This is a genomic window from Rhodobacter capsulatus SB 1003, from assembly GCF_000021865.1.
GTDB lineage: Bacteria > Pseudomonadota > Alphaproteobacteria > Rhodobacterales > Rhodobacteraceae > Rhodobacter > Rhodobacter capsulatus_B.
The window spans coordinates 276,747-295,670 of sequence record NC_014034.1 but is presented as its reverse complement, the minus strand read 5'-3'; the positions used below and the strand labels follow the sequence as shown (position 1 = coordinate 295,670).

Genomic DNA, 18,924 nt, shown 5'->3' with positions numbered 1-18,924 from the left:
TCCCCGCCCGGGCCGTCCCGCGGCGGGGATATTTTGTCACTTGTCCGTGCTGATCACTGGACCTTCCGGCCCCGCGCGGTGTAGCAAACCCGCGACCGATGACGAACGAGGGGCCAGATGTCGCGTTACGAACCGAGCCAGAGCGAACAGAAATGGCAAGCCGCCTGGGAGGCGGCAGGCGTGTTCACCGCGCGGCGGGATCCCGCAAGGCCGAAATATTACGTGCTCGAGATGTTCCCCTATCCCTCGGGGCGCATCCACATGGGCCATGTGCGCAACTACACCATGGGCGACGTGGTGGCGCGGTATAAAATGTCCTGCGGTTTCAGCGTCTTGCACCCGATGGGCTGGGATGCTTTCGGGATGCCCGCGGAAAATGCCGCGATCGAACGGGGTGGCCATCCGAAGGACTGGACCTATTCGAACATCGCCGACATGCGCGCGCAGATGAAGCCCTTGGGCCTGTCGATCGACTGGAGCCGCGAATTTGCCACCTGCGACCCGGAATATTACGGCCAGCAGCAGGCGATGTTCCTCGACATGCTCGAAGCCGGTCTGGTCTATCGCAAGAATGCGGTGGTGAACTGGGACCCGGTCGACATGACGGTTCTGGCGAACGAACAGGTCGAAGACGGGCGCGGCTGGCGCTCGGGCGCGCTCGTCGAGCGCAAGGAACTGACGCAGTGGTTCTTCAAGATTTCCGATTACGCGGGCGAATTGCTGGCGGCGCTCGATGGGTTGAAGGACTGGCCGGAAAAGGTGCGGCTGATGCAGGCGAACTGGATCGGCCAGTCGCGCGGGCTGCAATTCAGCTTCGACACCGTCGACGCGCCCGAGGGTTTCGGCAAGATCGAGGTTTACACGACCCGGCCGGACACGCTGATGGGGGCGTCTTTCGTCGGCATCTCGCCCGATCATCCGCTGGCCAAGGTGCTGGAAGCGGCGAACCCGGAAATGGCCGAGTTCATCGCCCAATGCCGCAAGGGCGGCACCACCGAGGAAGCGATCGAGACGGCGGAAAAGATCGGCCTGGACACCGGCATCCGTGTCAAGCATCCGCTTGATCCCAATTGGGAATTGCCGGTCTGGATCGCGAATTTCATCTTGATGGATTACGGCACCGGCGCGATTTTCGGCTGCCCGGCGCATGATGCGCGCGACTTCGAATTCGCCACGAAATACGCCCTGCCGATCAACCCGGTCTTCGTTGCGGAAGGCGCCGAGGAAGCCGCCTTGACCGAGGCCTTCGTGCCGATGAAATCGGAACCCGTCCGCTACATCCGCGGCTTTGCCGGGGCCGAAGTGCAGACCGGCGAAGACGGCGTGGCCAGTGCCATCACCGTGGCGGAAACGCAGGGCTGGGGCACCGGCGTCACGAAATACCGCCTGCGCGACTGGGGCCTGTCGCGGCAACGCTACTGGGGCTGCCCGATTCCCGTCGTGCATTGCGCCAGCTGCGGTGTCGTGCCCGAGAAGAAAGAGAACCTGCCGATCCGGCTGCCCGATGATGTCACCTTCGACAAGCCGGGCAACCCGCTTGACCGGCATCCGACCTGGCGCGACTGCAGCTGCCCGAAATGCGGGGCACCGGCGCGGCGGGAAACCGACACGATGGACACCTTCGTCGATTCGTCCTGGTATTACGCCCGTTTCACCGCGCCGCATGCGACGACCCCGACCGTGGCCGAGGATGCCGATTACTGGATGAACGTCGATCAATATATCGGCGGCATCGAACATGCGATTCTGCACCTGCTCTATTCGCGCTTCTTCGCCCGGGCGATGGCGAAGACCGGGCACCTGCCCGCGAAGGCGATCGAGCCCTTCGACGCGCTTTTCACCCAAGGCATGGTGACGCACGAGATCTACAAGACCACCGACGCCAATGGCCGTCCGGTCTGGCACCTGCCCGAAGAGGTGGACCTTGAGACCGGCACGCTGAAGGCGACGGGCGAAAAGGTCGAGATCATCCCCTCGGCCAAGATGTCGAAATCGAAAAAGAACGTCGTCGATCCGATGAACATCATCGCGCAATTCGGCGCCGATACCGCGCGCTGGTTCGTGATGTCGGACAGCCCGCCCGAGCGGGACGTGGAATGGACCGCCTCGGGGGCCGAGGCCGCCTGCAAGCATCTCACCCGGGTCTGGAACCTGTGCGACCGCATCGCGTCGCTGCCCGATGACCTGCCGCCGCGCGAGGATGAGGCGCTCTTGCGCGCCATGCACCGGGCGATTGCCGATGTCACCTTCTCGATCGAGAATTTCGCCTTCAACAAGGCGATTGCGAAGCTTTACGAATTCACCAACACGCTGGCGAAATCTGATGCCTCGAAACCCGTCCGGCAACAGGCGATGCGCACGCTTGCCCAGCTGATGGCGCCGATGGTGCCGCATCTGGCCGAGGATGTCTGGGCGCATCAGGGCGGCGAAGGTCTGGTGGTGCGCGCGCCCTGGCCCAAGGCCGATCCGGCGATGCTGGTCGAAGATACGGTCACGCTGCCCATCCAGATCAACGGCAAGCGCCGCTCCGAGGTCACCGTGCCGAAGGACATGCCCGTTTCCGAGGTTGAAAAGCTCGTGCTGGCGGACGAGACTGTGATCAAGGTTCTGGCCGGTGGCCAGCCGAAAAAGCTCATCGTCGTGCCGGGGCGCATCGTCAATGTGGTCATCTGACCGTCGGTCCTTTTTGGCTCTGATCGGCGCCGCAACGCTTTCGGCTTGCGGCTTCACCCCGGCTTATGGGCCAAAGGGCGGCGCGGCCGGGCTTTTGGGCCGCGTCGAAACCGACATGCCGCAGACGCCCGACGATTTCGCGCTGGTGCGGCGGCTGTCGGAACGGCTCGGCCCGGTCGAGAAGGCCCGGTATCGGCTGTCCTACACCGTGACCACCGATGTTCTGGGCCAGGCGATCACCCCCGAAGGCGCCACCACGCGCTATTCGCTGACCGGGCAGGTCGAGTATCGGCTGCAGGACAGCCGCTCGGAAGCCGTGCTGCTGGCGGGCAAGGTGAGCAGCTTTACTTCCTGGTCGGCCTCGGGCTCGGTCGTCGCGACCTCCTCGGCCGAGGATGACGCGCATCGCCGCCTGATGCGGATGCTGGCCGATCAGATCGTCACCCGTCTGCTGGCGCAGGCGAGCACGCTGCCGAAATGAAACTCGCCGGCATCGCCGCGACGCGCTATTTCGGCAAGCCCGATCCGGCGCGGCTGGGGCTTCTGATCTATGGCGCCGATGCGATGCGGGTGGCCCTGCGGCGGCAAGAGGTGATCGCGGCGCTGATCGGCCCCGAGGGCGAGGCCGAGATGCGGCTCACGCGGCTTTCGGGCGCCGATCTGCGCAAGGATGCCTCGCAGGTGATCGACGGCATCAAGGAGATCGGCTTTTTCCCCGGCCCCCGGGTTGTCTTCGTCGAGGAGGCGACCGACACCACCGCCCCGGCCTTTGACGCGGCGGTCAAGGCCTGGACCCATGGCGATGCGCAGATCATCGTCACGGCGGGCGCGCTGACCGCGAAATCGGCGCTGCGCAAGATTTTCGAAAACCACCCCAATGCCTATGCGATCGGGATTTACGACGACCCGCCCAGCCGCGAGGAGATCGAGGAGATCCTGAAAAAGGCCGGTCTGCGGGCGATCCCGAACGAGACGATGACCGATGTTCTGGCGCTCTCGAAGGCGCTCGACCCGGGCGATTTCCGCCAGACGATCGAAAAGATCGCGCTTTACAAACATGGGGATATGAGCCCGCTGACCCCGGCCGAGGTGGCGCTTTCGGCGCCCAGCACGGTCGAGGCAGAGATCGACGAGGTGCTGGAGCTGGTGGCCGACGGCCGCCCCTTGGACCTGGCGCGGATGATGCGCCGGATCGAGGGGCAAGGGGTGCAGCCGGTGACGCTCGCCATCATGGCGACGCGGCATTTTCGGACCCTGCACATGGCGGCGTCCGATCCCGGCGGGGTGGGCGCGGGGATTGGCAAGCTGCGCCCGCCGGTCTTTGGCCCGCGCCGCGACGTGTTGCAGCGGCAGGCCAGCCGCTGGGGGATGATGCGGCTGGAAGAGGCGCTGAAGGTGCTGATCGAGGCCGATCTGACGCTGCGCTCGGCGTCGAAAGCACCGCAGATGGCGGTGATCGAACGGGCGCTGATGCGGCTGGCTTCCTTGGCGGCGAAGCTGTGACGGCGCTGGTGATCGGCGGCGGTCCGGCGGGGATGATGGCCGCCGAGGAACTGGCCCGCGCCGGGGTCCGGGTGCTGCTGACCGAGGCGAAGCCGACCTTGGCGCGGAAATTCCTGATGGCGGGGAAATCCGGGCTGAACCTGACCCGCGACGAACCGCTTGCGCAATTTCTGGACGCCTATTCGCCCGCCTGGATCCGCCCGCATGTGGCCGGTTTCGGCCCTGATGCGGTCAAGGATTTTGCCCGCGGTCTTGGCGTCGATCTCTTCACCGGCTCGACGGGCCGCGTGTTTCCCGTAGAGATGAAAGCCTCGCCGATGCTGCGGCTTTGGGCGCGGCGGCTGGCCGATCTGGGGGTGGAGGTCCGCACCCGCTGGCGCTGGACCGGCTTCGCGGGCGAGGCTTTCGCCTTCGAGACGCCCGAGGGGGCGCAAGTGCTGACGCCCGCCGTCACCGTTCTGGCGCTGGGCGGCGCCAGCTGGCCGCGGCTGGGTTCCGATGCCGCCTGGGTGCCGTGGCTTGCGGACAAAGGCGTGCCCCTCGCCCCGTTCAAGCCCGCGAACATGGGGCTGGTCGTCGACTGGTCGCCCCATATGGCGCCGCATCTGGGCCAGCCGGTCAAGGGCGCGGCGCTGCTGACACCGGGGCAGATCAGCCGGGGCGAATTCGTGCTGTCCGCCCGGGGGCTGGAAGGCGGCGGCATCTATGCCGTGGCCGCTTCGGTGCGCGACGGCGCGCCGCTGGCGCTCGACCTTGCGCCCGATCTGCGGGTGGACGACATCGCGCATCGACTTGCCCGCACGCCCGCCCGCGACAGCCTGCCCAACCGGCTGCGCAAGGCGCTGCGGCTCGATCCGGTGAAGCTCGCGCTTTTGCAGGAATGGGGGCGGCCGCTGCCCACCGATCCGCTGGCGCTGGCCCGCAAGCTGAAAGCGCTCCCCGTGCGCCACCTTGGCCCCCGTCCGCTCTCCGAGGCGATTTCCTCGGCGGGCGGCATTGCCGAAACCGGCCTGACCGAAAGCCTTGAACTGAAAGCCCTGCCCGGGGTCTTTGCCGCGGGCGAGATGCTGGATTGGGAGGCGCCGACGGGCGGCTATCTGCTGACCGGCTGTCTGGCGACGGGCCGCGTCGCCGGGCAGGCGGCGGCGCGATTGTTCGGGGCACAATCGACAGATTGACGCAGCCCCCCCCCGCATGGCGAACTGGCCGCCTTGCGAGGGAGACCAAATGACCCAGACCCGCCTGATCACCCCCGTCCTTGTGGGCGGCGCCATCATCTTGATGCTTGGCTTCGCCATCCGCGCCTCGTTCGGCGTGTTCCAGATCCCGATCGCCACTGAATTCGGCTGGCCGCGGGCGGAATTTTCGCTGGCCATCGCGATTCAGAACCTGGCCTGGGGGATCGGGCAACCGATCTTCGGCGCGATTGCCGAGAAATTCGGCGACCGCAAGGCGATCGTTCTGGGTGCGCTCATGTATGCGCTGGGGCTGGTGCTTTCCGCCTTTGCCACCCAGCCCTGGCAGCATGACCTGCTGGAAATCTTCGTCGGCTTCGGCATCGCGGGCACCGGCTTTGGCGTGATTCTGGCCGTCGTCGGCCGCGCGGCGTCGGATGAAAACCGCTCGCTGACCCTTGGCATCGCCACCGCCGCGGGCTCGGCAGGCCAAGTCTTCGGCGCGCCGGTGGCCGAGGCGCTGCTGAGCCAATTCCCCTGGCAGACCGTTTTCGTGATCTTTGCCGTCACCATCCTGCTGGCGCTTCTGGCCCTGCCGCTTCTGCGCAGCCCCGCCCGCACGGCCCATCACGGTCAAACCGAACCGATGGGCACGGTCTTGAAACGCGCGTTGAAGGACCCGTCCTTCACCCTGATCTTTCTGGGCTTCTTTTCCTGCGGCTATCAGCTGGCCTTCATCACCGCCCACTTCCCGGCGATGGTGACCGAGATGTGCGGCGCCGTTCCCCCCGGCTCGCTGCTCGCCGCGGTGGGGATCGAAAGCCTCTCGACCTTGGGCGCCGTGGCGATCTCGCTGATCGGTCTGGCCAATATCGCGGGCACGATCTTTGCCGGCTGGGCCGGGCGGCACTATTCGAAGAAATATGCGCTCGCCATCATCTACCTGTTGCGCACCATCGCCGCCGCCGCCTTCATCCTGGCGCCGATGACGCCTGCGACGGTTCTGGTCTTCTCGCTGGTGATGGGGGCGCTTTGGCTGGCGACGGTGCCGCTGACCTCGGGGCTGATCGCCGATCTTTACGGGCTGCGCTACATGGGCACGCTTTATGGCGTCGTGTTCTTTTCCCACCAGCTCGGCGCGTTCCTCGGCGTCTGGCTGGGCGGGCGGCTTTATGACATCGCGGGCGATTACACGCTGGTCTGGTGGGTCGGCGTCGGCATGGGGGCGTTTTCGGCCCTTGTCCATCTGCCGGTGAAGGACCGCGCGCTTCAGGCGCAACCGGCCTGAAGCCCCCGGATCAAAGCATCGCCTCAAGTCCCGCGCGGTAATCGGGGTAGCGCAGCGTTACCCCCAGTTCCGTCTTGATCCGGTCATTCCGCACCCGCTTGTTTTCGGCGTAAAAACTCGCCGCCATCGGGGTCATGCTGGCCGGGTCAAAGGGCACTTCGGGCGGGCGGGGCAGGCCGAGCAGCTCCGCCGCATAGGCCAGCACATCCTCGGGCGGGGACGGCGCGTCATCGCAGACGTTGTAGACCCGCCCGGGGTTTGGCCGCGCGATCGAGGCCGCCAGAACCTGCGCGATATCCTCGACATGGATGCGGGAAAACACCTGCCCGGGCTTGATCACAAGCCGCGCGGTGCCATCGCGGACCTTTTCGAACGGGCCGCGGCCGGGGCCGTAAATCCCCGCCAGCCGGAACACATGCAGCGGCAGGCCCAAAGCCTGCCAAGCCGCCTCGGCCGCCACACGCTGCAGGCCGCGCGTCGTGCTGGGGGTCAGCGGCGTGTCCTCATCCACCCAGCCGCCGCCATGATCGCCATAGACGCCGACGGTGGACAGATAGCCCACCCATTCCAGATGCCGCGATGCAGCAATCGCGTTTCGCTGCGCAGCAAGAACCGGGTCCCCGGCGCCATCCGGGGCCACCGAGGTGAGCAGATGCGTCGCTTCCGCAAGGGGCAACTCCCCCCCGGTCCAGACCAGCGGCTCCACCCCTTCGGCGCGCAGCATCTCGGCTTTCGCCGCGCTGCGCGTCGTCGCGATGATCCGCCAGCCCTCGGGCAAAAGCAACCGCGCCAGCGCCCGCGCCGAATATCCGTGACCGATCGAGAGCAGCGTTTTCATGGGTTTCTCCTTCGGCTCGCAACCTAGTCATCACGTCGTCACTTGCGAAGGGCAAAAAGCTCTGGCACCTTTGGTCATGGAACATATGACATCTCTCAAAACCTGGCCCGAGGCCGCGCCGCGTCTGATTGCCGTCGCCGCGGGCCGTTCGCCTGCCGATTGCGTGATCCGGCAGGGCAAATGGGTCAACGTCCAAAGCCGCGAAGTGCTGGACGGCTACGACATCGCGATTGCCGAGGGGCGTTTCGCCGCCATCGCCCCCGATCTTTCCGCCGCCATCGGGCCGGAAACCACCGTGATCGAGGCGCAGGGCCGCTACATGATCCCGGGTCTGGTCGATGGTCACATGCATGTCGAAAGCGGCATGCTGACGCCCGCGGAATTCGCTGCCGCCGTGATCCCGCATGGCACGACGACGATGTTCACCGACCCGCATGAAATCGCCAATGTGCTGGGTCTGGCGGGCGTGCGGATGATGCATGACGAGGCGATGGCTCAACCCGTCAACATCTTCACCCAGATGCCGTCCTGCGCGCCCTCGGCCCCCGGTCTGGAAACCACGGGCTATGAGATCACCCCCGAGGATGTGGCCAAGGCGATGTCCTGGCCCGGGATCGTGGGCCTGGGCGAGATGATGAACTTTCCGGGTGTCATCGGCGCCGATGCCAAGATGCTGGCCGAGATCGCCGCGACGCAGCGGGCGGGCAAGACGGTCGGCGGGCATTATGCCAGCCCCGATCTGGGGGCGCCCTTCCGCGCCTATGCCGCGGGCGGTCCGGCCGATGACCACGAGGGCACCTGCGAGGAAGACGCCGTGGCCCGGGTGCGGCAGGGGATGCGGGCGATGCTGCGGCTGGGCTCGGCCTGGTATGACATCGAAAGCCAGATCACCGCGGTGACGAAGCGCGGCCTCGATCCGCGCAACTTCATTCTGTGCACCGACGATTGCCATTCCGGCACGCTGGTCCACGAAGGCCACATGAACCGCGCTTACCGCCATGCCGTCGCCTGCGGCTGCGATCCCCTGATCGCGCTGCAGATGTGCACGGTGAACACGGCGAGCCATTTCGGGCTGGAACGGGAGTTGGGCTCGATTGCGCCGGGTCGGCGGGCGGATGTGATCCTGACCTCGGATCTGGTCACCCTGCCGGTCGAGGTGGTGATCGCCCGGGGGCAGGTGGTGGCGGAAAACGGCACGCTCAAGGTTGCCTGCCCGCATTACGACTGGCCCGAAAGTGCGCGCAGGACCGTGCATCTGGGCAAGACCCTCAAGCCTGCGGATTTCGCCATTCCCGCGCCCGAGGGGGCGAATACGGTGACGGCAAGGGTGATCGGCGTCGTCGAAAATCAGGCGCCGACCAAGGCGTTGACCGCAGAGCTGGCGGTGGTGGACGGGCTGGCGCAGCCCGATGAAACCAAGGACGTGGCGCAGATCGCGCTGGTCGAACGGCACCGGGGCACCGGCAAGGTGGTGAACGGCTTCGTCTCGGGCTTTGGCTACAAGGGCTCGATGGCGATCGGCTCGACCGTCGCGCATGACAGCCACCACATGATCGTGGTGGGCACCGACCGCGACGCGATGGCCGCCGTCGCGAACCGTCTCGGGCAGATGGGCGGCGGCATCAGCGTCTGGAAGGACGGGGCCGAGCTGGCCGCCGTGCCCCTGCCCATCGCGGGGCTGATGTCCGACGACCCCGCCGCCGAGGTCGCCGCGCGGGCCGAAGCGATGGTCAAGGCGATGGCCGATTGCGGCTGCAGCCTCAACAACGCCTATATGCAGCATTCGCTTTTGGCGCTGGTGGTGATCCCGGAAATCCGCATCTCTGACCTTGGCCTTGTCGATGTGACGAAATTCCAACTGACCGAGCTTTTCGCATGAATGATCCCGTGACGATCCTGACCCCGCCGCCGTCCGCGCATGACACATTCACCGATCCGGCCGCCGCCGTGGCCCGGCTGGAACAGCTTTACGCCGAGGCGACCGGATTTCTGTTGCAGAAGTTCAACGAGGTTCTGGCCAATGGCCGCGCCGATACCCGCTTTCGCGCCTTTTACCCCGAGGTGCGGATCACCGTCACCTCGCATCTGAAGGCCGACAGCCGGCTGAGCTTCGGCCATGTGTCGTCCCCCGGGACCAAGGTCGCGACGATCACCCGCCCCGATCTGTTCCGCAATTACCTGACGCAGCAGATCGGGCTTTTGATGCGCAACCATGGGGTGCCGGTGCAGATCGGCCCCTCGGACACGCCGATCCCGGTGCATTTCGCCGTGGCCGGTCAGCCCGAGGTGACGATCCCGCAGGAAGGCGCGCTGACGATTTCGCTGCGCGATGTCTTTGACGTGCCGTCGCTCGAAAGCATGAACGACGATATCGTGAACGGCACGGCGAAGCCGAACCCGGATGGATCGGGGCATCTGGCGCCCTTTACCGCGCAACGGGTCGATTACTCGCTTGCCCGGCTCTCGCATTACACCGCGACGGCGCCCGAGCATTTCCAGAACCATGTGCTCTTCACCAACTACCAGTTCTACGTCGACGAATTCGAGAAAGTCGCGCGGCAGATGCTGGCCGATCCGGCGCAGGGTTACAGCAGTTTCGTCGCGCCCGGGAATGTGGAAATCACCACCGCCGAGGGCGTGATCCCGCCCTTGGCGAAGCTGCCGCAGATGCCGACCTATCACCTCAAGCGGCCGGACGGGAACGGCATTACCTTGGTCAATATCGGCGTCGGGCCCTCGAACGCCAAGACCGCGACCGATCATATCGCGGTGCTGCGCCCGCATGCCTGGCTGATGGTCGGCCATTGTGCAGGGCTGCGCAACTCGCAATCCCTGGGCGATTTCGTTCTGGCCCATGCCTACCTGCGCGAAGACCATGTGCTCGATGACGATCTGCCGGTCTGGGTGCCGATCCCGGCGCTCGCCGAGGTGCAGGTGGCGTTGCAGGAAGCCGTGGCCGAGATCACCCGGCTGGAGGGCTACGAGCTGAAACGGATCATGCGCACGGGCACGGTGGCGACGATCGACAACCGCAACTGGGAGCTGCGCGACCAGTCCGGCCCGGTGCAACGGCTCAATCAAAGCCGGGCCGTGGCGCTCGACATGGAAAGCGCCACCATCGCCGCGAACGGGTTCCGCTTCCGCGTTCCCTATGGCACGCTGCTCTGTGTTTCGGACAAGCCGCTGCACGGAGAATTGAAACTTCCGGGCATGGCGACCGAGTTTTACCGCACCCAGGTGGCCAGCCATCTGCTGATCGGCGTGCGCGCGATGGAGAAGCTGCGGGCCATGCCGCTGGAGCGAATCCACAGCCGGAAACTGCGGTCTTTCGACGAAACAGCCTTCCTTTGATGCGCTGCCTTGACGCCGGGAAAATCGGCAAAACATGCCCGAAAAGGCTTGCCATGCTGGAAAAAACCGTGTGTTAGAGGGCGCATCAAACCGTGCAGACGGATCAAGATGGCCCCTCCACCCGGGGCGTATGAGAGGAAGACCCATGTCGAAACCGATGACCAAGACCCAGCTGGTGGCAGCCCTTGCCGAAGCCATGGGGTCGGACAAGAAAACCGCGACCGCCGCCATCGACGCCATCGCCGATGTCGTGACGAAGGAAGTCGCGGCGGGCGGGTCGGTGACGCTGCCGGGCATCGGCAAGGTCTCGTGCAAGGCCCGTCCGGAGCGTCAGGTGCGCAACCCGGCCACCGGGGAAACGATGATGAAACCGGCCGACAAGCAGGTGAAGGTGACGATCGCCAAAGCCCTCAAGGACAGCGTCAACGTCTGATCCCCGAGGCCCCGCAAGGGTGCCGGAATTCGGGCCGCTCTGCCTCTGCAGGGCGGCCTTTTGCATGGCCGGACCCGCCCCGGGGCGAAGAACCTGTATCGCATACAGGTTTTATCTTGTCGGAAGCGGCGGTTTCCGGCTCTGGCTGTTCGAAATCGCACCGACAGGGGGAACGGAATGGATCTGCGCGCCATCGTCATGGGCCTTGCCTTCGCGCTGATGTGGTCATCGGCCTTCACCTCGGCCCGGATGATCGTGGCCGAGGCGCCGCCGCTGCTGGCGCTCTCGGCGCGGTTCCTGATCTCGGGGGGCCTGGGCGTCGCCATCGCGCTGGCGCTGGGGCAAAGCTGGCGGCTGACGCGCCCGCAATGGAAGGCGACGCTGATTTTCGGCCTGTGCCAGAACGCGCTTTATCTCGGGCTCAATTTCGTCGCGATGCAATGGGTGCAGGCCTCGGTCGCCTCGATCGTCGCCTCGACGATGCCGCTGATGGTGGCGCTTCTGGGCCGCGTCGTTTACGGCGACACGGTGCGGCCGCTCGGCCTGGCCGGGCTGGTGGCGGGGGTGATCGGCGTGGCGATCATCATGGGGGCGCGGCTCTCGGGCGGGGTCGATCCGGTCGGGCTGAGCCTTTGCTTCGCCGCGGCTCTGGCGCTGTCGATCGCCACGCTCTCGGTGCGGGGCGCGTCTTCGGGCGGCAATGTGCTGATGATCGTCGGCCTGCAGATGCTGGTGGGGGCCGCGGTGCTGGCGGTGGTGTCGGCGCTGACCGAAACCTGGGAGGTGGTGCCCTCGACCCGGCTCGTGCTGGCCTTCCTTTACACGACGCTGATCCCCGGGCTGCTGGCGACCTGGATCTGGTTCCGGCTCGTTGGACGGATCGGCGCGGTCAAGGCCGCGACCTTCCATTTCCTCAACCCGTTCTTCGGCGTCGCCATCGCGGCCGCGGTGCTGGGCGAACGGCTGGGCCTGCCGGATCTGCTGGGCGTCGTCATCATCACCGGCGGCATTCTGGCCGTGCAGCTGTCGAAACAAAGGTAAGCGATGGATTGGCTTGAGTTTTCCGCGGCGGGCCTTGCCTTCATGGCGACCCATCTGATCCCGGCCACGCCGCGGATCAAGGCGCCGCTGGTCGCCGCGCTTGGGCGCGCGGGCTACGGCATCGCCTTTGGCCTCCTTGCGCTGGGGTTGCTGTACTGGCTGATCCTGGCCGCCGCCCGGGCGCCTTTCATCGAACTCTGGCCGCAAGAGATCTGGATGCGCTGGGTCGCGAATATCGTGATGCCGCTGGTGATCCTGATTTCAAGCTATGCGATCGCCGCGCCGAACCCCTTCGCCTTCGAGGGGCGGGCGAGCGGCTTCGACCCCGACCGGCCGGGCATCGCGGGGATCACGCGGCAACCGTTCCTCTGGGCGCTGGTGCTTTGGGCGGCGGCGCATCTTTTGGTGAACGGCGATCTGGCGCATGCGATCCTGTTCGGGGTGTTTCTGGTGTTTTCGCTGATCGGGATGCGGGCGATGGAAAAGCGTCTGATCCGCCGCATCGGTCTGGCCGAGTTCAACCGTCTTGCGGCGCGGACCAGCCTGATCCCCTTTGCCGCGCTTCTGACCGGCCGCTGGCGCCCGCGGGGGCGGCCGTCAGCGCTCCGGCTCGCCATCGCCGTCTTCGCCTGGGCGGCGGTCTTTCATCTGCATGAGCTGGTGATCGGGATCAGCCCGGTGCCGTAAACCGGCCGGTTCGGGCGGAGAAGGAAACGCAAGGCGTTTCCCCGCCCGCGGCGCAGCATTGCCACAAGACCGGTTGTCTCACGCGGGAACAGAGGCCGGCGCCCGTCCCGGCGGGCGAGAAGCGCCCGCCATGGGCGGGGCGGGCGCTGGCCGAGGGCCTTTGGGCCTCCGGCGGTCACGGGGCTGATGTCCCGCAGGGCCTCGGCGATGGCCTCGGCCAGATCAACCTTTGCGCAGGCTTTCCAGAAGCTTGATCGTCACCCAGCCGTTCGGGGTCATGCCGTGGTCGCGCTGATAATCCATCACCGCGCCGATCGTGCCCGCGCCGATCAGCCCATCCGTGCCCTTGGTGTCATAGCCCTGCGCGGTCAGAAGCCGCTGCACCTCGACCTTTTCGGCATCGGTCAGCGCCCGGCCTTCGCGCGGCCAGGGATGCACGAACGGCCCCTGCCCCTTCAGCCGGTCGGACAGATGGCCGACCCCCATCACATAGGCATCGGCATTGTTATACCGCGAAATCGCGGTGAAATTGCCAAAGATCATCAGCGCCGGACCCTGCGGCCCCGCGGGCAAAAGGATCGAGGCCGATCCGTAATTCGGCACCACCCCGCCCTTCACGCCGCGCACGCCCAGCGCCGCCCAGTCGGCGGGCGACCGCTTCGTGCCCTTGCCCGCCAGCCCCACATCGAAGCCCTCGGGCAGGGAGACCTCCACCGCCCAGGGCTGCCCCTTCGACCAGCCCGACCGCGCCAGATAGGCCGCGGTGGAGGCCAGCGCATCGGCCGGATTGTCCGACCAGATGTCGCGCTTGCCATCGCCGGTGAAATCGACCGCAAAGGCGAGGTAAGAGGTCGGGATGAACTGCGTATGCCCCATCGCCCCGGCCCAGGATCCGGTCATGTGGCCCGGGTCGATGTCGCCCGCCTGCAGGATCTTCAAGGCGCCGATCAACTGGCTTTCGAAGAACTGCGCCCGCCGCCCGTCATGCGCCAAGGTCGCCAGCGCCGGGATGATCAGGGTGTTGCCGCGCTTGGCGCCATAGCGGCTTTCCATGCCCCAGACGGCGACGACCACTTCCTTGTCAACGCCATAGCGGGCCTCGATCTCGCGCAGCACGCCGTCATATTGCGCCAGCGCCGCCCGGCCATTGGCGATGCGTTCCTCCGACGCCGCGCTGTCCATGTAATCCCAGATCGGCTTGACGAATTCGGCCTGAAACTGCTGCCGCTCGATCACCTTCGGGTTATAGGGCACGTTCCGCATCGCGCGGTTCCAAGTGGCTTCGGAAATCCCCGCCGCCATCGCGCGGGGCTTGAAGCCCGCGACCCAGGCATCCATCCCCGCCTGCGTCGCGGCATCGACGGGCGGGATCTCTTCGATCGTGTTCATGGAAACGCCCCCCCGATCCAGCGGCCCGCCGCAGGCGGTCAGCGCCGAAAAGGCCAGAAGGGTGACAAGAAGTGGTTTCAACGCGTGTTTCATGGCCTGCCCGACTGTTCGTTCTTTGCAAACAGTCTAGCAGGCAATGGCCGTCGCGCAAACCGGCTTTGGCTCAGGCCTTCGCGTCGTAAAAGGGCGTCATCTGCGCCACGACGACCGAATTTTCATCCAGCGCCCGTTGCATCAGCTCTTTCTCGGCGGCGTCGATCTCGTCACCCGCCTTTTCGCGCTCGGCCAAAGTGCCGTAGCCGGTCACGTCCAAAGGCGCCATCTCGGCCTGTTTCAGGATCGCCACGGTTTCGCGCACGGCCTCGGCCTCGTCGACGCCCGAGGCATAGCACAAGAGCCCCGCGCCGGTGGACCCCTTGGGCAGCCCGTCATTGGCCGACCGCCCCACCTCCACGAGCAGCGTATAGACCTGCTGCGGGCGTTTCGCCTTTTCCGGTTTCTCGGCCGTCTCGGTCATCTGTTTTCCCTTCTCAGCCGCGGCGCAAGGACCGCAGCGAGGTCACGGCCAGCCAGGCCGCGACCAGCACATAAAGCCCGATGGCGGCGCCGGGCCACCATTGCCCCGGCTCTGCCGCCTTCGCCATCTCGCCCAGAAGCGTCAGCACGAACGGCGTCGCAAGCCCGAGGATCGCCAGATCGGCCACCATCAGCACAAAGCGCAAAGGTTGCGGCAGGGCCGCCCCGCGCACCGCATCGACCACCCTGGCGCCCAGCGACAACAGCATGATCAGTCCCGCAGCAGATCGTTGATCGCGGTTTTCGAGCGCGTCTGCGCATCGACCCGTTTCACGATCACCGCGCAGTAAAGGTTGATGCCCCCCTTGGTCGGCATCGAGCCCGCGACGACCACCGAATAGGGCGGCACTTCGCCATAGAAGACCTCGCCGGTTTCGCGATCGACGATCTTCGTCGATTTGCCGATGAAGACGCCCATGCCCAGAACCGAGCCCTCGCGGACGATGCAGCCCTCGACCACCTCGGACCGCGCGCCGATGAAGCAATTGTCCTCGATGATCGTCGGACCGGCCTGCATCGGCTCCAAGACGCCGCCGATGCCGACGCCGCCCGAGAGGTGCACGTTCTTGCCGATCTGCGCGCAGGAACCGACCGTCACCCAGGTGTCGACCATCGTGCCCTCATCGACATAGGCGCCGAGGTTGACGAAGGAGGGCAGCAGCACCGCGCCCTTGGCGATATAGGCGGAGCGGCGCACGATGCAGTGCGGCACGGCGCGGAACCCGGCGGCCTTCCACTGCGCCTCGCCCCAATGGGCAAACTTGCTGTCGACCTTGTCCCACCAGGTGCCGTTCTGCGGCCCGCCCGAATGCACTTCCATGTCCTTGAGACGGAAGCCCAGCAGCACGGCCTTTTTCGCCCATTGGTTCACATGCCAATTGCCGTCGGCCTGTTTTTCGGCCACCCGCAGCACGCCCTTGTCCAGCGCCTCGAGCGTGGCCTCGATCGCATCCCGCGCTTCGCCCTTGGTGTGGGGCGTGAGGGTGTCGCGAACCTCCCAGGCGGCTTCGATGGCAGCTTCGAGCATGGCGTTCGACATCGGAACGGTCCTCTTTCAAGTGGCATTCATGGGTTTTCCCCCTATAGTTGGGGAAAGCCCCTCGCGCAATGAGCAGGATATGAAAGACGAAAGCCGTTCCCACCCGTTCCGTGACAGCATCATGGATGCAAAAACGGCGCAGGACATCCCCGCCACCGCACAGACGCGGGCGCCCGCCTACAAGCTCGCTTTCACCGATGGCGGCTTCATGATGCGCGAGGAATTGCGCCCGGTGCGGCTGCAGCTGGAACTGCTCAAGCCGCAGCTGATCATGGATGAACGCGGCGTGGAAAGCACGGTGGTGCTGTTCGGCGGCGCCCGCATCCCGGAACCGGCGCGCAAGGACACGGCGAAAACCCCGGTTCTGGCCGAACTCAGCCGCTATTACGACGAGGCGCGGACCTTCGCGCGGATGATGACGGAACGCTCGATGGCGGCTTACGGGCGGGAATGGGTGATCTGCACCGGCGGCGGCCCGGGCGTGATGGAGGCGGGCAACCGCGGCGCCCACGAGGCCGGGGGACAGTCGATCGGGCTCAACATCGTCTTGCCGCATGAACAGGCGCCGAATGCCTATGTGACGCCGGATCTGTGCTTCAACTTCCACTATTTCGCCATCCGCAAGATGCATTTCCTGATGCGGGCGAAAGCGGTCTGCGTCTTTCCGGGCGGCTTCGGCACGCTCGATGAGATGTTCGAGACTCTGACGCTGATCCAGACCCGGCGGATGAAACGCATCCCGCTGATCCTGTTTGGCGCGGAATTCTGGCGCCGCGTCGTCGATTGGGACTATCTGGCCGAGGCGGGCACGATCGCCGCCGAGGACATCAGGCTGATCAGCTTCGTCGAAACCGCCGAGGAAGCGGTGGAGGTGATCGAGACCTGGGCCAACGGGCACGACCGGGACTGAGGACGCAAGGGCGTATTTGGACCAAGAAAAAGCTGGCTGGTTTTTTCTTGGCGCAAATACGCCCTTTGCGACGGCGGGGATCTAAAGACCCGTTTCGGCGTCGATCTCGGCCTTGGATTTCCGCGCCCGTTCGGTGGCGGATTTCAGCTGCCCGCAGGCGGCCATGATATCCTCGCCCCGCGGCGTGCGGATCGGCGCGGCATACCCGGCCTTGTAGACGATATCGGCAAAGGCCTCGATCCGCTCCCAGTCGCTGCGCTTATAGGGCGAGCCGGGCCATTCGTTGAAGGGGATCAGGTTGATCTTCGCCGGGATGCCCTGAATGAGCCGCACCAGACGGCGCGCGTCGTCGTCGCTGTCGTTCACGCCCTTGAGCATGACATATTCAAAGGTGATCCGCTCGGAATTCGACAGCCGCGGATAGTCGCGCAGGGCATCAAGCAGCGTCTTGATGTTCCATTTCTTGTTCACCGGCACCAGCTTGTCGCGCACCGCATCGGTGGTGGCGTGGAAGGAAATCGCCAGCAGGCAGCCGATCTCCTCGGCCGTGCGGGCGATTTCGGGCACGACGCCCGAGGTGGAGAGCGTGATCCGGCGACGGCTCAGCGTCAGCCCCTCGTTGTCCATGACGACCTGCATCGCGTCGCGGACGTTTTCGAAATTGTAAAGCGGCTCGCCCATGCCCATCAGCACGACGTTCGAGATCAGCCGGGTTTCATCCTTCGGCTCGCCCGGCACCGGCCATTCGCCCAGATCGTCGCGCGCCACCATCACCTGGCCGACGATTTCCCCCGCGGTCAGGTTGCGCACCAGTTTCTGCGTCCCGGTATGGCAGAAGGAACAGGTCAGCGTGCAGCCGACCTGAGAGGAAATGCAGAGCGTGCCGCGGTTTTCCTCGGGGATGTAGACGGCCTCGACCTCATGCCCGCCGGCGATGCGCAAAAGATACTTCCGGGTGCCATCCATCGAGACCTGACAGGTCACCACCTCGGGCAGCGCGATTTCGAAATGACGATCGAGCAGCGCGCGGTAGTCTTTTGCCAGATTGGTCATCGCGCCGAAATCGCGCACGCCCCAGTGATAGATCCATTGCCAGACCTGACCGACCCGCATCTTCGCCTGTTTCTCGGGCGTGCCCGCGGCGATCAGCGCATCGCGCAGCTGGTCGCGGGTCAGGCCGACCAGATTGACCTTGCCGCCCTCGGGCAGCTTGCGCGGCAGGGTCAGCACGTCTTGGGTGATCGGGGAAGTCGGCTCGGTCATGGCAGGTCCAGCGTTGGGCAAGCCGTGCATATAGGGGATTCGTTGCGCAAAAGGTAGCCCGAAACGCAAAGACCCCGGACAATGCCGGGGCCGTCGCCTGTGTCGGATCGCTTATTTGCAGCGCTTGGCCGCTTCTTCCATCGCCGCGGTGAAGCCCATCAGCGAGAAGGTGTCCTCGGTCTTGGTGCCACGCCCCGACCGGCCGGAGATCGTCACCTCGGCCCCCGATTTCAGCGCCGCGATCAGCTTGGCGTCTTCCTCGGGCGAGCCCGCCCAGGCGCCTTCGCCATTGGTGAACAGGGTGAAGCTGGCGCCGGTGTTCACCTTCAGATCGGCGGTGGAGCCATCGGCAAAGGGATAGCCCGCCATGAACATCACCTCTCCGGCCTTGCCGGGACGGAAGGTGACGAAGAGCAGGATTTCCGAGCGCCGCGCCTGCACCGGCTTGCCGTCCTTGCTGGCAGCCGATTTTTTCGGCGGCGACACGCCCCAGCATTCTTTCGGGCTGTCTTCGACGAAGACGCTCCAGTCGGTCTTCGCGGCGACGCGGTTCGAGCTTTCCTGCGCCTGGGCGACAGGGGAAAGTGCCAGCGACGCGGCGAGAACCGCTGCGACGCTCGTGATGATCGTCTTCATGGAACAGCCTCCAGCTGTCTGTGCCTCTGGTCCGCCCGTAGGCTATCGGCCCTTCTTGACTGTGGCAGACCTGATTTCAACTCGATATTCCAGTGATAACGCAAAAGTGGCGTTTGGGGAAA

At 65.7% G+C, this 18,924-nt stretch carries 18 protein-coding genes; 11 read left to right on the top strand and 7 right to left on the bottom strand.

Annotated elements, in window-relative coordinates; all coding sequences use genetic code 11:
* The first annotated feature begins 117 nt into the window (after positions 1-117).
* Genes leuS through RCAP_RS01305 form a run of 5 tightly spaced genes read left to right on the top strand, consistent with a single transcriptional unit; the run spans position 118 to position 6,639 of the window.
* Positions 118-2,673, top strand: a complete 2,556-nt coding sequence (leuS, locus tag RCAP_RS01325; protein ID WP_013066004.1) for a leucine--tRNA ligase — start codon at positions 118-120, stop codon at positions 2,671-2,673.
* 13 nt (positions 2,674-2,686) lie between these two features.
* Positions 2,687-3,154 (top strand): LPS assembly lipoprotein LptE, encoded by a 468-nt coding sequence (lptE, locus tag RCAP_RS01320; RefSeq protein ID WP_238530214.1) that lies wholly within the window; start codon positions 2,687-2,689, stop codon positions 3,152-3,154.
* Complete coding sequence (gene holA, locus RCAP_RS01315; protein WP_013066002.1) at positions 3,151-4,176, top strand: DNA polymerase III subunit delta; 1,026 nt, start codon at positions 3,151-3,153, stop codon at positions 4,174-4,176. The genes lptE and holA overlap by 4 nt, the downstream gene beginning before the upstream one ends.
* Complete coding sequence (locus tag RCAP_RS01310; RefSeq protein WP_013066001.1) at positions 4,173-5,354, top strand: TIGR03862 family flavoprotein; 1,182 nt, start codon at positions 4,173-4,175, stop codon at positions 5,352-5,354. The genes holA and RCAP_RS01310 overlap by 4 nt, the downstream gene beginning before the upstream one ends.
* A 49-nt stretch (positions 5,355-5,403) precedes the next feature.
* Positions 5,404-6,639: an MFS transporter gene (locus RCAP_RS01305; protein WP_013066000.1), complete on the top strand. Its 1,236-nt coding sequence runs from the start codon at positions 5,404-5,406 to the stop codon at positions 6,637-6,639.
* A 10-nt stretch (positions 6,640-6,649) separates the two neighbouring features.
* Here the strand turns inward: RCAP_RS01305 and RCAP_RS01300 are convergent, their stop codons facing one another.
* The gene (locus RCAP_RS01300; protein ID WP_013065999.1) at positions 6,650-7,477 is read right to left on the bottom strand and encodes an SDR family oxidoreductase; all 828 of its coding nucleotides are present in this window, start codon (positions 7,475-7,477) and stop codon (positions 6,650-6,652) included.
* 76 nt (positions 7,478-7,553) lie between these two features.
* On the opposite strand from RCAP_RS01300, the gene ade reads away from it, so the two are divergent.
* The 5 genes from ade to RCAP_RS01275 all read left to right on the top strand — a co-directional run bounded on the left by ade (position 7,554) and on the right by RCAP_RS01275 (position 12,989).
* Entirely contained in the window at positions 7,554-9,356 is a 1,803-nt protein-coding gene (gene ade / locus RCAP_RS01295) for an adenine deaminase (RefSeq protein WP_013065998.1), read from the top strand.
* On the top strand, positions 9,353-10,828 hold the full coding sequence (locus tag RCAP_RS01290; protein WP_013065997.1) for an AMP nucleosidase: 1,476 nt from the start codon (positions 9,353-9,355) through the stop codon (positions 10,826-10,828). The genes ade and RCAP_RS01290 overlap by 4 nt, the downstream gene beginning before the upstream one ends.
* Positions 10,829-10,973: 145 nt before the next feature.
* Positions 10,974-11,261, top strand: coding sequence for an HU family DNA-binding protein (locus RCAP_RS01285; protein ID WP_013065996.1), 288 nt, complete (start codon positions 10,974-10,976; stop codon positions 11,259-11,261).
* Positions 11,262-11,438: 177 nt separating this feature from the next.
* Positions 11,439-12,302 (top strand): DMT family transporter, encoded by an 864-nt coding sequence (locus RCAP_RS01280; protein WP_013065995.1) that lies wholly within the window; start codon positions 11,439-11,441, stop codon positions 12,300-12,302.
* A 3-nt stretch (positions 12,303-12,305) separates the two neighbouring features.
* Positions 12,306-12,989: an NnrU family protein gene (locus RCAP_RS01275; protein ID WP_013065994.1), complete on the top strand. Its 684-nt coding sequence runs from the start codon at positions 12,306-12,308 to the stop codon at positions 12,987-12,989.
* A 222-nt stretch (positions 12,990-13,211) separates the two neighbouring features.
* Here RCAP_RS01275 and RCAP_RS01270 read toward each other — a convergent pair whose 3' ends face one another.
* From RCAP_RS01270 to dapD, 4 genes are all read right to left on the bottom strand, one after another.
* Positions 13,212-14,471 carry a lytic murein transglycosylase gene (locus RCAP_RS01270; RefSeq protein WP_013065993.1) on the bottom strand — a complete coding sequence of 420 codons (1,260 nt, stop codon included), beginning with the start codon at positions 14,469-14,471 and terminating at the stop codon, positions 13,212-13,214.
* Positions 14,472-14,541: 70 nt separating this feature from the next.
* Complete coding sequence (locus RCAP_RS01265) at positions 14,542-14,895, bottom strand: hypothetical protein (protein WP_013065992.1); 354 nt, start codon at positions 14,893-14,895, stop codon at positions 14,542-14,544.
* A 13-nt stretch (positions 14,896-14,908) separates the two neighbouring features.
* Positions 14,909-15,163, bottom strand: a complete 255-nt coding sequence (locus tag RCAP_RS01260) for a hypothetical protein (RefSeq protein WP_013065991.1) — start codon at positions 15,161-15,163, stop codon at positions 14,909-14,911.
* 2 nt (positions 15,164-15,165) lie between these two features.
* Positions 15,166-15,993, bottom strand: coding sequence for a 2,3,4,5-tetrahydropyridine-2,6-dicarboxylate N-succinyltransferase (gene dapD, locus RCAP_RS01255; protein WP_013065990.1), 828 nt, complete (start codon positions 15,991-15,993; stop codon positions 15,166-15,168).
* Positions 15,994-16,072: 79 nt separating this feature from the next.
* Here dapD and RCAP_RS01250 point away from each other — a divergent pair, with 79 nt between their 5' ends.
* Positions 16,073-16,903 (top strand): LOG family protein, encoded by an 831-nt coding sequence (locus RCAP_RS01250; RefSeq protein WP_013065989.1) that lies wholly within the window; start codon positions 16,073-16,075, stop codon positions 16,901-16,903.
* Between the two features lie 81 nt (positions 16,904-16,984).
* Here RCAP_RS01250 and rlmN read toward each other — a convergent pair whose 3' ends face one another.
* Together rlmN and RCAP_RS01240 are read right to left on the bottom strand one after the other, a co-directional pair.
* Positions 16,985-18,166, bottom strand: coding sequence for a 23S rRNA (adenine(2503)-C(2))-methyltransferase RlmN (gene rlmN / locus RCAP_RS01245; RefSeq protein WP_013065988.1), 1,182 nt, complete (start codon positions 18,164-18,166; stop codon positions 16,985-16,987).
* Between the two features lie 111 nt (positions 18,167-18,277).
* Positions 18,278-18,802: an invasion associated locus B family protein gene (locus RCAP_RS01240; RefSeq protein ID WP_013065987.1), complete on the bottom strand. Its 525-nt coding sequence runs from the start codon at positions 18,800-18,802 to the stop codon at positions 18,278-18,280.
* Positions 18,803-18,924 lie beyond the last annotated feature (122 nt).